Genomic DNA, 12482 nt, shown 5'->3' with positions numbered 1-12482 from the left:
TATAATAGAGGTTATTATTTTATAAAAAAAAGGAGGAAAAATATGTTTGTAAAATTGAAAAAAAGTACCTTTATTATGTGTCTCGTCATGTCCTGTTTCCTGATGGGAAGGGATGCGTTTGCCTCAACAAACTCTTCCAATGTGCCGGATAACACTTTCGGTCAGCCGTCAGTTCAGTGGGCCAGCACTTCTTCTATTGATATCAACCTTTCTTTTGCTGGAAGCAAGGCTATTTGCGGCGCCTGTGTACAAGGCTGGTCAGACGTGAAGAATATAACTGGTACTGCGGTATTGTCCAGAAAAAATTCTAACGGATCCTACACCACTGTAAAGACGTGGAAAAACTTAAACGTAGCAGGCAACAGACTGATCTTTGATGGCAGATATTACGTGTTAAGAGGTTATACTTATCGTCTGACTATTACTGCTACGGTATATCGGAATGGAGTTGGTGAGACAGTATCCGGTTACTTTGAAAATTATGCGAAATAAATAATGGTTTTTGGGTAGTGCAATAAAGGCTTCTTTTTGGGATTGAATTAGATAAATAATTCATTTTCAGAAGGGAGCTTTTTCTATGGTAATTGCTAAAGAATAGAAATTATTTATATTTTATTAATGGTGAGTTTATGAAATGTTTATAGGGAAAAGTGTTATCAATTTCTGTCTGATTCGTTTATATAGTATAGATTAAAATAATTTTAATACAACCTAAGGAGAAGACATGGAGAGAAAATTGACACTAGAACTTATGAAACAGTATGAAGATTATTTATATGAGGAAGAAAAGGCAAAATTAACAATAGAAAAATACAAAAGGGATCTAAAGAAGTTCTATAATTTCTTATCAGGAGATAAAGTGATTGAGAAAAGAAAGGTAATCGAATATAAGGAATTCTTAAAGAATAATTATCAGGTATCAAGTGCGAATTCTATGATAGTTGCTTTAAATCGTTTTTTGGAATATGCCGGATGGTTTGAGTGTAAAGTTCGTCAGTTTAAAATCCAAAAGACATTATTTTGTAAAAAAGAAACTTTTCTGACGAAAAAAGAATATGAGAATCTGATCCTAGCTGCAAGAGAAACAGGGGATATTCAGCTGAGTCTTTTGATGCAGACCATATGCAGCACTGGAATAAGAGTCAGTGAACTGCAGTTTATTACTGTGCAGTCACTGAAAACCGGATATGCTCAGATCAATAATAAAGGTAAAGTAAGGGTTATATTTATACCGAAGCAGCTTATTAAATTATTAAAATCATATTGCGTTTCACAGAAAATAGAAGCTGGCCCAATATTTGTTTCTAAAACCAATTCTCCCATTAATCGGACAATTATCTGGAAAAAAATGAAAGGTCTCTGTCGTAAGGCAAATGTAGATGAGAAAAAAGTATTTCCTCACAATCTGCGTCACTTATTTGCCTTTGTTTTTTATCGTCTGGAAAAGAATTTATTACGTCTGGCGGAAGTTTTAGGCCATTCCAGCATTGAAACCACCCGCATTTATACGGCAACAACCGGGGAGGAACATCAGAGGCTTATATCGAAGCTGGGATTGGTATATGATTACAGTAAAATTAGAGATCATAATGTAAATTATGTTTACAATAGTGAAGTAATACCGAATTAAATTATCACTACATTCATAATATAATACATATTCTGATAAATTACAAGACAGAACTTAGAAATTTTTATAAAAATTGGTAATATGTGGTATATAATCGTAATAAAACCAGGTATGGTATTAGCCAAGGCATGAAAATCTAAATTCATGCTTTTTTATTTACCTAAAAACATACCATTTTCTACCAATATGAAAAAATTCACTCTGTTTAAGTAACATAATTTACATTATGTTACTTAAACAGAGTTTTTTTGTAACTAACACCAGCGCTGATTATTAATTGTAACAGTAAGGAGTGATGAGATGCAGGAAATCATTGATATTCATGCGCATGTCCTTCCCGGATTGGATGATGGGGCTGCCGATATGGAAGAGGCGAAGGCCATGCTGCAGATGGCTTATAGCCAGGGGATTCGAAAGATTATAGTTACTCCTCATTATAGAAGGGGACAGGATCCGAAACAGATTATGGAATTAAGCAGAAAACTGCAGGGAGAAGCCCGTAAAATACATAAATGTTTCAATGTATATCTGGGACAGGAAATTCTGTATTGTGAAGATATTCTGCAGGATCTGAAAGAAAGAAGGGCGCTTACCATGTGCGGGAGTCATTATGTGTTGATCGAGTTTCCGCCTTTGGTTCCCTACTCCAGAATGTTCCAGAGTCTTCGGAAAATAATATTAGCCCGTTATATTCCCATACTTGCCCATATGGAGCGTTACACTTGTCTGCGCGAGAAAGGAAGGGTGAAAGAACTGATCAATTCCGGATGTATCATGCAGATGAATTATTGCAGCATTGCCGGAAGCCGTTTTAACAGACAGGTCCGCTGGTGCAGGCTTCAGATACGGTATGGGAATATACATATGCTGGGAACCGATATGCATCACATGAATGAAAGGACACCTGAGATAGAGAAAGCATTGGTATGGATTAAAAAAAGCTGCAGTCTGGAAATGTATCAAAATCTGACAGGTAATTACGCCCTGAATATACTGAAAAAAAAGAATAATAACAGGAGTAAAAATGAGAACAAATAACATGGATGATAACCAGGAAATTCAAATTGATTTATTGGAATTGTTTTACAAATTAAAGGGGAAGCTGTGGCTGATTCTTCTTATAACCTTCATATCAGGCGTTGGTGCAGGAGCTTACAGCAGATATGTTTTAACGCCCCAATATACATCTACGGCTATGCTCTATGTCCTTTCAAAGGAATCTTCAATGACTTCACTGGCTGATTTACAGGTTGGTACACAGCTGACAAAGGACTATAAAATCATGATAACCAGCCGTCCGGTAATGGAAAAGGTAGTAAATTCACTGGGACTTGACATGTCTTATAAAGATTTAAAGAAAAAAATCAGTGTAACCAATCCGACAGACACCCGCATACTGACACTGGCAGTCCAGGATACAGATCCAGAACAGGCAAAAAAAATCGTAGATGAGATTGCAATGGCTGCATCAGATTATATTGGTGACATGATGGAAATGGTGCAGCCAAAAATTTTTGAAGAAGGAGAAGTACCATCGGTCAAGACAGGACCTGATAACAAAAAAAATGCCATGATTGGGGCTGCAGCCGGTATGTTTTTTGTTTTAGCGTTGCTGACAGCAGGAGTACTCATAGATGATACCATTCGTACCGAAGAGGATGCGGAACGTTATCTGGGGCTGACAGTACTTGCTGTTGTTCCTAACCGGGAAGGTTCTGCTGACAAAAAAACTAAAAAATTCTGGAAGAAGGGGATAAGTAAACATGAGAAATTCAGTAAACCTGGCAAATCTAAAGAAAGGAAATTATAACTTTGAGGAAGCGATTAAGACTTTAAGAACCAACATCCAATTTTGCGGCAGTAATATAAAGGTCATTATGCTGGAAAGTGCATTTCCAAATGAAGGGAAATCCAGTATGACTTTTTCCCTGGCATCTTCTCTGGCTCAAATTGGTAAGAATGTTCTTTTAATTGATGCAGATATCAGAAAATCGGTTATGGTTTCCAGATATCAGCTAGATAAGGAGGTGAATGGATTATCCCAATTTCTCAGCGGACAGAAAAATAAAGAAGAGATTATATATGAAACAAATTTGAAAAACTTAAATATTATATTTTCCGGACCTTATTCTCCTAATCCGGCAGAGCTTTTGGAGGAACCTGTGTTTTCTCTGCTGATTGAGGCAGCAAGAGCAGAATATGACTATATTATCATTGACACACCTCCCATGCTGAATTTAATTGACGGAGCCATCATCGCCAACCACTGTGACGGTGCAGTACTTGTTATTGAAAGCGGAAAAGTCAGCTACCGCGTGGAACAGAAGATAAAAAAACAGCTGGAGAAAAGCGGATGCCGTATTCTTGGAGTGATTTTGAATAATGTGGATATGGAGAGCGGCAGGTACTATGGTAAATACAAAAAGTACGGAAAATACGAGGATGAACACCAGGAGAATGAATAATAACACGATTGATTAAGGAGGGTGAGCTTATGGGCAGAAAGATCAGATACTGGATCATAGTAGCTGTGGTTATAGGTGTAATGGCCTGGTCAGCATTTCAGATTTACAGCAAAATAAAGCCTCAGCAGATATTGGTTCAGTCTGAGTACCACTGGGATATTCTTGCATGTGAAGTTCTTCTTATCATTGGAAGTTATGCGCTGCTGCTTTTGTGGGGGAAAGGAAAGTCGGTGAACGGAACCAGGAAGATGGGACGGTGGACACATGCTGAGTAAAAACCGGATATTTTATGTATTGATAGATTTTGCAGCCATTGTATGTTCCTACGTTCTGGCAATGCTTGCAAAATTTGCTTCCCTGCAGTCAGCAGAATTTATAATCGGGCGCTGGTATGGCGCAGTTTATGTAACTTTTGCATATTTAACTGTGGTCATGTTTTACCAGTCCGGTAAGCCTCTTATGGAACGTTCCCTGTGGAATGAACTGAAAAATATTTTTCTGATCAATATGTACATAGCCCTTGTACTGGCGTTCATCTTGTATCTTTCAAAGCTGGGGGGGCGGTCTTCAAGGGCTTTTTACCTGTTATTTTTCTTCTTCAATTATTTTTGCATGGTTCTTGGAAGACTTTACTGCAGATATTTACTGATTTCCCATTACCATAAGCCGGAAAACCGAAAAAAGCTGCTGATTTATGCAAATAGAAGCAATGAGTTAAAGGTGATGAATCAGTATGTAAATTCAATGCCATATGACTGCGATGTTGTGGCTTTAGTTATTGTGGAGGCGGACCAGAACACTAAAGAAGAACCAAAGACAAAGCTCTATCTGGTGAAAAAGGATGAGAATGGAAATTATATGGATATCAGTCCGGATAGTGTTGCAGAGTTTTTAAAAAAGCAGGTAGTGGATGAGGCTTTGATTAGTATACCGGAGAACAGCAGGATGTACTTAAACAATTTAATCTGCCGCCTTGAAACACTTGGAATTGTTGCGCATGTAACTGTAAATACATTTGGTCTGAGTGAAAGAGAAAAGGTAATTAATTATTTTGGAGGAGAACGGGTCCTTACCTATTGTGCCAGGGTATTTGAACCAACGGAATTGTTTCTGAAACGTTTTGTGGATATCCTGGGCGGTGCGGCCGGAATATTTTTTACAATAATTTTGGGGATTTTCGTTGTGCCTGCTATCTATATGGAATCGCCTGGACCGGTCATATTTAAGCAGACCAGGGTAGGGAGAAACGGAAGGCTCTTCTCAATTTATAAGTTCCGGTCCATGTATATGGATGCAGAAGAAAGAAAAAAGGAACTGATGAGCAAAAACCAGATGAATGGTCTCATGTTCAAACTAAAAGATGACCCAAGAATTACAAAGGTAGGTAAGTTTATCAGAAAAACCAGCATTGATGAGTTTCCCCAGTTTTTTAACGTTCTGAAAGGGGATATGAGCCTGGTCGGGACCAGACCGCCCACTATAGATGAATTTGTGAAGTATGAGGAACACCATAAACGCAGGCTGAGCCTGAAACCGGGAATTACCGGCTTGTGGCAGGTGACCGGCAGAAGCAATATTCAGGATTTTGAAGAGGTAGTAAGCCTGGATTTAAACTATATTGACAACTGGTCCATCTGGTCAGATTTACGGATACTTTGTCAGACAGTAATCGTAGTTTTGCTTCACAAGGGAGCTGAATAAATGGAAAGAAGGGAAAAAATGAGAGATACAGCAGTTGTAATTATGGCAGCAGGAATCGGAAGCAGGTATGGAAACGGAATCAAGCAGCTGGAAACCGTTGGACCAAACGGAGAAATCATTATGGATTATTCCATTTTTGATGCTTTGGAAGCCGGCTTTAATAAAATTGTTTTTATTATCCGGAAAAATATTGAAAAAGAATTTAAGGAGGTAATTGGCAAAAGAATTGAGAAACTGGCACCTGTAGAATATGTTTTTCAGGAACTTGACGATTTGCCGGAGGGGTTTTTCCTGCCGGAAGGAAGAGAAAAACCATGGGGGACAGGACAGGCAGTATTGGTGTGCAAAGGAATCTTGAAGGAGCCGTTTGTAATAATTAATGCGGATGATTATTACGGTAAAGAGGCTTTTATTAAAATACACGATTATCTGGTCACCCATGAAGAGTCAATACCCTTAAGCTTTTGTATGGCAGGTTTCATGCTGGGCAATACGTTAAGTCCCAACGGTGAGGTGACGAGAGGTGTCTGCACAGTGGATGAAGGAGGAAATCTGTCGTCTGTGACTGAAACATTTCATATTAAGAAGCAGGCAGACGGAACGGTCAAAGGTGAGGATGAAAGCGGGAAACAGATGATTTTATCTGTTGATAATCTGGTATCTATGAATATGTGGGGGGTGACTCCCGGAGTTTTTACAGATCTGGAAGCGGGATTTGTTGATTTCCTAAAAAGCATGAATGATGGTGAAAAAAAGAAAGAGTATTTACTTCCAGTACTTATGGATGACCTGATAAAACGGGGAAAGGCGAAGGTGGCGGTTTTAAAAACCAATGACAAATGGTTTGGTGTTACCTACCAGGAAGATAAAGAAGAGGTGAGAAATCAGATCTCTCGTCTGATAGAGGAAGGTCAGTACAGTGCAGATCTGTATCAAACAATGAGGTGGTTCTGGAATAACCGGGCTGGTGGAAATTTATCCAGTTAAATAAACCAGATAAATGGAGGTGCACAAGATGTATAAAATAGCAGTTGCCGGTACAGGGTATGTGGGGTTATCCAATGCAATTTTACTGGCTCAGAACAATGAAGTAAAAGCGGTAGATATTTTAGAAGAAAAGGTTGCTTTCATTAATAACAGGATATCCCCGATTATAGATAAAGAGATTGAGGAATATCTGGCTGCAGGAAATTTAAATTTAACAGCGACAACAGACCCAGCTGCTGCATACAGGGATGCTGATTTCGTTATTATCTCCACTCCCACCAATTATGATCCGGTAAAGAATTACTTTGATACCAGTTCAGTGGAATCAGTAGTGGAGCTGGTCATAAAGACAAATCCGGATGCAATTATGGTGATTAAATCCACAGTTCCTGTGGGGTATACAAAATCGATAAGAGAAAAATATAACTGTGAGAATATAATTTTCAGTCCTGAGTTTTTAAGAGAAGGACGGGCACTCTACGACAATCTGTATCCTTCCCGGATTATTGTGGGTGCGCCAAAAGGTGACAAAAGACTTAAGAAAGCGGCAGAATCCTTTGCCGGATTGCTGGCAGAGGGAGCAGTCAAAGACAACATCCCCATACTTTTAACTGATTTGACGGAAGCGGAAGCCGTGAAGCTGTTTGCCAATACATATCTGGCCCTCAGAGTCAGTTACTTCAATGAATTAGATACCTATGCCGAGATGAGGGGACTGAATACCCGGGACATCATAGAGGGAGTAGGACTGGATCCGAGAATCGGCAATTACTATAATAATCCCTCCTTTGGTTACGGCGGTTATTGCCTGCCCAAGGATACGAAACAGCTGCTGGCTAATTACTACTCCGTACCCCAAAATCTCATGAGTGCAATTGTGGAAGCAAACAAAACGAGGAAAGACTTTATTGCAGACAGGGTTCTTTTGAAAGCAGGATATTATACATACTCAGATAATACCGGATTTGATGCAGGGAAAGAGAGGCGGGTTGTGATTGGAGTATTCCGGTTAACAATGAAGGCTGATTCTGATAATTTCCGTCAAAGCAGTATTCAGGGAGTCATGAAGCGCATCCGGGCAAAAGGAGCGGTAGTGGTGATTTACGAGCCGACGCTTGAAGATGGCAGCATCTTCTTTGGCAGCATGGTAGTAAATGACCTGGCCAAATTTAAGAAGATGAGCAATGCAGTCATTGCAAACCGCTATGATTCTGTATTGGATGATGTAGTGGAAAAGGTTTATACAAGAGATTTATATAGAAGAGACTGATGTCAGACGGGAGGCGGGAAAATGAGAAACGAAACTATGAAAATATGTCTTGTGGGATCATCAGGCGGTCATCTGACTCATCTATATATGCTGAAATCATTTTGGCAGGACAAAGAGCGGTTTTGGGTTACCTTTAATAAAGACGATGCAAAAAGTCTGTTAAAGGATGAAAAGATAATATCCTGTTATTATCCTACAAACCGCAGCTTAAAAGCATTGCTCATTAATACGCGGCTTGCCTTTCAGACCATCCGGAAAGAAAAGCCGGATATCATCATCTCTTCGGGAGCAGCTGTAGCAGTTCCGTTTTTCTATATAGGCAAGCTGTTCGGGGCAAGGCTGATTTATATTGAGGTTTATGACCGGATTGATAAGTCTACGATAACTGGTAAACTGGTATATCCTATCACGGATAAATTTATTGTCCAGTGGGAGGAGATGAAAAAAATATATAAAAAGGCAATTAACCTGGGGAGTATATTTTAAATAGTTACAGGGGGAAGAAGAATGATTTTTGCGACGGTTGGAACACATGAACAGCCATTTAACCGGCTGCTGAAAGAAATTGACAGATTAAAAGAAATTGGGATCATTCTGGAAGATGTAATCATTCAGACAGGTTACAGCACCTATGAACCCCGGTATTGTGAATGGCATAAACTGCTTCCTTATGACGATATGGTGAAGAATGTTGAACGTGCACGAATCGTAATCACCCATGGCGGCCCGGCCAGTTTTATTATGCCGCTTCAGATCGGCAAGATTCCGGTGGTAGTGCCGAGGCAATATGAATTCCATGAGCATGTAAACAATCATCAGGTCGAGTTTACAAAAGCGGTAAAGGAGAGATACGGAAACATCATTCCTGTATATGATATCTCAGAACTTGCAGATGTGATGGTAAGATATGACAGTATAATTTCCAGTATACCGGCAGGTATTATGAGTAATAACGGAGCATTCAATAAACAGATGGAACTGCTTGTTAAGGAATTGCTTCGAAAAGACCAGGAGACCAAACGATGGCAAAAGTAGGAATTTTATCCATGCAGAGAATTGTTAATTACGGCTCTTTTTTACAGGCTTACGGGTTAAAGATGCTTCTGGAAAAATCGGGGCATAACGTGGAGTTTGTGGATTATCACATAGAAAAACCGTTAATTGCCAAATCACAATTTCAAAAGCCGGGTTTATTTTTTAAAATCCAAAAAGTGTTGAAAGCATTTCAGTATGATGCATCATGGAAGCATCGGATTCAGTTTGTTTTATATAAAAAGAAGTTTGCCGGAAAGTATCTTCCTATTCTTGGAATTACACCGGTTATGAATTACCTGCCGGAATTAGATGCACTGGTGATTGGCAGTGATGAGGTTTTTAATTGTATTCAGTCCAATCCCAATGTTGGTTATTCTTTAGAATTGTTTGGAAAAAACCATAGGGCAAAAAAATTATTGACCTATGCAGCATCTTTTGGAAATACAACAATGGAAAAATTAAAACAGTACCACAAGGATCAGGAAATCGGCTGGTTTTTAAAGAGGTTTGATGGGATATCGGTTCGTGACAAAAACTCAGGCATGATTGTAAGTGAATTATCGGGTTTAAAACCGGAATATCATCTGGATCCTGTTCTGGCATACGACTACATAGGGGAGTGCAGGCTGATTCCCCAGATAAAGACAAAGGAACGGTACCTGATTCTTTACGCATATTCCGGTAGAATCTCAGGAGAAATCAATGACTGGATTTTGGCTTATGCAAAAAAGAAAGGGCTGCGTGTTTATTCCATTGGCGGAATACACAGATGTGCGGATCATTTCATCGATTGTTCCCCGTTTGAGGTGCTGGCATATTTTCAGAATGCGGAAGCTGTTATTACAGATACCTTTCATGGAACCATATTCTCCATGATTACAAAACGAAAATTTGTAACGATTATCTGTAAGAGTAAAGGTAATTCTTACGGAAATGAGGAAAAGCTAAGTGATCTGCTTGAGAGGACCGGACTTTCTGACCGGGTGGCAAATGCTGCCAATGAGATTGAGACAGTTTTGGAAAAAGCAATTGATTATACAGCAGTGGATAGGATTATAAATGAGGAGCGGTTGAAAACCCTGGATTATCTGAAAAAGCAGACCGGCTGCTATGGTGAGGACAGGCATGGATAATATAATGAAAATCGGGAAGGCGTGTGTTGGCTGCAGAAGCTGTGAACAGTCCTGCCCTCAGACATGTATACGTTTCAGGCCGGATCAGGAAGGGTTTTTATATCCGTGCGTAGATGAGACGCGATGCACGGGATGCAATCTGTGCTTAAGGAGATGTCCGGTTTTTGATTTTAAGCCTCAGGGGCGCAGACCGATCCGGGTATCAGGACTTAAGAATAAAGATAAAAAGCATTTGTTACAATCCGCTTCCGGGGGTGCTTCAGACTTATTTGCCCGTTTTGTCATTGGTGCGGGAGGCAGTGTCTATGGATGTGCTTATACGGAACAACTGGAAGTAAGGCACATAAAAGTGGATAAGGAAGAGGAATTATATCGTTTACAGTCATCAAAATATGTCCAGTCAGATGTAAATGACTGCTATCAATCAGCAAAGCTTGATCTGGATCAGGGAAGATTAATTCTGTTTACAGGTACGCCCTGTCAGATTGCCGGGTTGTATCAGTATCTGGGAGGCAGATCCTATGAGAATCTGTTTACTCTGGATCTGATCTGCCATGGGGTCCCTTCCCCGGAATTTTTAAGAAAGTATTTTAAGTATCAGGAGAAAAGGCTGGGAGAGAATCTGGAGTATTATAATTTCCGATCAAAAGAAAAACGGGGATGGGGTACCCAGTATCTATTAAAGACAAAGAGCAAAACTAAGACAAACCTCCTTACTCTCGATAAATATGGAAAGCACTTTATAAATGGAGATTGTTACAGGGAGTGCTGCTATGAATGCAGCTATGCCAGTATAGACCGGGTCGGTGATATTACTGTGGGGGATTTCTGGGGAGTGGAAAAAAGTAATCCCGGTTTTGCTTCGGCAGCAGGTGTTTCGGCCGTTTTAATCAATTCTATGCAGGGGAATCAATTATTTGAGCAGGTGATAGGACAGGCAAGTGTAATAGATATCGATCTGGAAGTAATTCTTCCAAAGCAGGGGAACCTTAAGCATCCCACAGTCAGACCTGCAGGAAGGGATAATTTTTATGAGAGAATCCAGGACGAAAAATTTATTGAAAATCTAAAGGTGGGAATCTGCATGAAGGAAAGACTGAAAGCACTTCTGCCTGGAAAGCTTGTTCAAATGCTGAAAAGTGTAAAGTAGAAGGAGGGCTCTGTTTGCGGGTTTTAGTTATTAATACAACGCCATTTACCTATCAGGGTATTGCCTGTGTGATTCGAAATTATTGCTTTCGGATCAACAGTCCGGGGCTGGAAATCCAATATGCGGTATTTGATCTTCATCCCGAACTGGAGGAAGAAATGAAACAAGCCGGTCTTGTTTATTACAGGCTGGCCAGCAGAAGGGCTGATTCCAGGATATATTTTAAACAATTGAAGCTGCTTTTAAAAAACGGCCATTTTGACTGCGTTCATATTCATGGAAACAGTGCCATGATGCTGCCTGAACTTGTATTAGCAAAGAACTGCGGGATTGAAAATCGGATTGTGCATTGTCATAACACAACCTGCAGCAATCCTCTGTTAAACAGTCTGCTGCTTCCGTTGTTTTACAGATTAAGCACAATCAGACTTGCCTGCAGTGAAGAAGCGGGGAACTGGCTGTACAAAGGCAGATCTTATACTGTTTTAAATAATGCCATTGATACGGAAGTGTTTTGTTTTGATGAGTTAAAAAGAAATCTATACAGAAAAGAGCTGGGGTTGGAAAATCAATTTATAATCGGGCATATAGGCCGGATTAATGAACAGAAAAATCATGAGTACCTCGTGAGAGTTTTTAAGAAATTTCATGACCATGCGCCGGATAGTAAGCTGATTTGCATCGGAGAAGGAGCATTACGTCCAGATCTGGAACAATTAATTTCAGATCTGGGACTGGAGGAACATGTCATGCTGCTGGGCGAGCATAAGAATGTGGAAAATCTGTTAGATGCCATGGACTGCTTTGTTTTTCCTTCTAAGTGGGAAGGGCTGGGAATGGTGCTTTTAGAGGCACAGGCCGGGGGACTGCCATGCATTGCTTCAGATGCGGTGCCAAAGGAAGCAGATATGGGATTAATTAAGTATCTGCCGTTAGGAAACATGTCACCCTGGTGCCATGCAATTGAGGATATAAAAAACAGAGAACAAAACAGATGCAGAGATAGTGAGCTTTGCATACAGACGTTAAAACAAAAATCCTATGATTTAAATGAAAATATAAGACAATTAGTTCATATCTATTTGGATATTTCACATGCAGGAACATAAGG

Annotated in this window: 14 protein-coding genes; all 14 read left to right on the top strand. The window is 39.8% G+C overall.

What is annotated here, in order from left to right; genetic code table 11:
• Positions 1 to 42: 42 nt before the first annotated feature.
• The 14 genes from CRO04_RS03980 (at position 43) to CRO04_RS03915 (ending at position 12480) form a co-directional block, all read left to right on the top strand.
• Positions 43 to 492 carry a hypothetical protein gene (locus tag CRO04_RS03980; protein WP_097002931.1) on the top strand — a complete coding sequence of 150 codons (450 nt, stop codon included), beginning with the start codon at positions 43 to 45 and terminating at the stop codon, positions 490 to 492.
• 232 nt (positions 493 to 724) lie between these two features.
• Positions 725 to 1630: a tyrosine-type recombinase/integrase gene (locus CRO04_RS03975; protein WP_097002930.1), complete on the top strand. Its 906-nt coding sequence runs from the start codon at positions 725 to 727 to the stop codon at positions 1628 to 1630.
• A 300-nt stretch (positions 1631 to 1930) separates the two neighbouring features.
• Positions 1931 to 2668, top strand: a complete 738-nt coding sequence (locus tag CRO04_RS03970; protein WP_097002929.1) for a CpsB/CapC family capsule biosynthesis tyrosine phosphatase — start codon at positions 1931 to 1933, stop codon at positions 2666 to 2668.
• Positions 2655 to 3440 (top strand): YveK family protein, encoded by a 786-nt coding sequence (locus CRO04_RS03965; protein ID WP_097002928.1) that lies wholly within the window; start codon positions 2655 to 2657, stop codon positions 3438 to 3440. Before CRO04_RS03970 ends, CRO04_RS03965 begins: the two co-directional genes overlap by 14 nt.
• Positions 3394 to 4095, top strand: a complete 702-nt coding sequence (locus CRO04_RS03960) for a CpsD/CapB family tyrosine-protein kinase (protein ID WP_097002927.1) — start codon at positions 3394 to 3396, stop codon at positions 4093 to 4095. Before CRO04_RS03965 ends, CRO04_RS03960 begins: the two co-directional genes overlap by 47 nt.
• A gap of 29 nt (positions 4096 to 4124) precedes the next feature.
• Positions 4125 to 4370 (top strand): hypothetical protein, encoded by a 246-nt coding sequence (locus CRO04_RS03955; RefSeq protein WP_097002926.1) that lies wholly within the window; start codon positions 4125 to 4127, stop codon positions 4368 to 4370.
• A complete protein-coding gene (locus CRO04_RS03950) occupies positions 4360 to 5796 on the top strand; it encodes a sugar transferase (protein ID WP_097002925.1) in 1437 nt (478 codons plus the stop codon). Before CRO04_RS03955 ends, CRO04_RS03950 begins: the two co-directional genes overlap by 11 nt.
• An 18-nt stretch (positions 5797 to 5814) precedes the next feature.
• Positions 5815 to 6783, top strand: a complete 969-nt coding sequence (locus tag CRO04_RS03945) for a nucleotidyltransferase family protein (RefSeq protein WP_097003098.1) — start codon at positions 5815 to 5817, stop codon at positions 6781 to 6783.
• A 28-nt stretch (positions 6784 to 6811) separates the two neighbouring features.
• The gene (locus CRO04_RS03940) at positions 6812 to 8053 is read left to right on the top strand and encodes a nucleotide sugar dehydrogenase (protein WP_097002924.1); all 1242 of its coding nucleotides are present in this window, start codon (positions 6812 to 6814) and stop codon (positions 8051 to 8053) included.
• 36 nt (positions 8054 to 8089) lie between these two features.
• Positions 8090 to 8539, top strand: a complete 450-nt coding sequence (pssD, locus tag CRO04_RS03935) for a PssD/Cps14F family polysaccharide biosynthesis glycosyltransferase (RefSeq protein WP_097003097.1) — start codon at positions 8090 to 8092, stop codon at positions 8537 to 8539.
• A 21-nt stretch (positions 8540 to 8560) separates the two neighbouring features.
• Positions 8561 to 9088 carry a glycosyltransferase gene (locus CRO04_RS03930; protein WP_097002923.1) on the top strand — a complete coding sequence of 176 codons (528 nt, stop codon included), beginning with the start codon at positions 8561 to 8563 and terminating at the stop codon, positions 9086 to 9088.
• A complete protein-coding gene (locus tag CRO04_RS03925; RefSeq protein WP_097002922.1) occupies positions 9076 to 10221 on the top strand; it encodes a polysaccharide pyruvyl transferase family protein in 1146 nt (381 codons plus the stop codon). The genes CRO04_RS03930 and CRO04_RS03925 overlap by 13 nt, the downstream gene beginning before the upstream one ends.
• Entirely contained in the window at positions 10214 to 11371 is a 1158-nt protein-coding gene (locus CRO04_RS03920) for a Coenzyme F420 hydrogenase/dehydrogenase, beta subunit C-terminal domain (RefSeq protein ID WP_166432462.1), read from the top strand. The genes CRO04_RS03925 and CRO04_RS03920 overlap by 8 nt, the downstream gene beginning before the upstream one ends.
• A gap of 14 nt (positions 11372 to 11385) precedes the next feature.
• Complete coding sequence (locus CRO04_RS03915; protein ID WP_097002920.1) at positions 11386 to 12480, top strand: glycosyltransferase; 1095 nt, start codon at positions 11386 to 11388, stop codon at positions 12478 to 12480.
• The last annotated feature ends 2 nt before the right edge of the window (positions 12481 to 12482 follow it).

Origin of the sequence: Lacrimispora amygdalina, assembly GCF_900205965.1 — a bacterium.
Classification (GTDB): Bacteria; Bacillota; Clostridia; order Lachnospirales; family Lachnospiraceae; genus Lacrimispora; species Lacrimispora amygdalina_A.
This window is presented reverse-complemented; position numbering and strand designations above follow the sequence as displayed.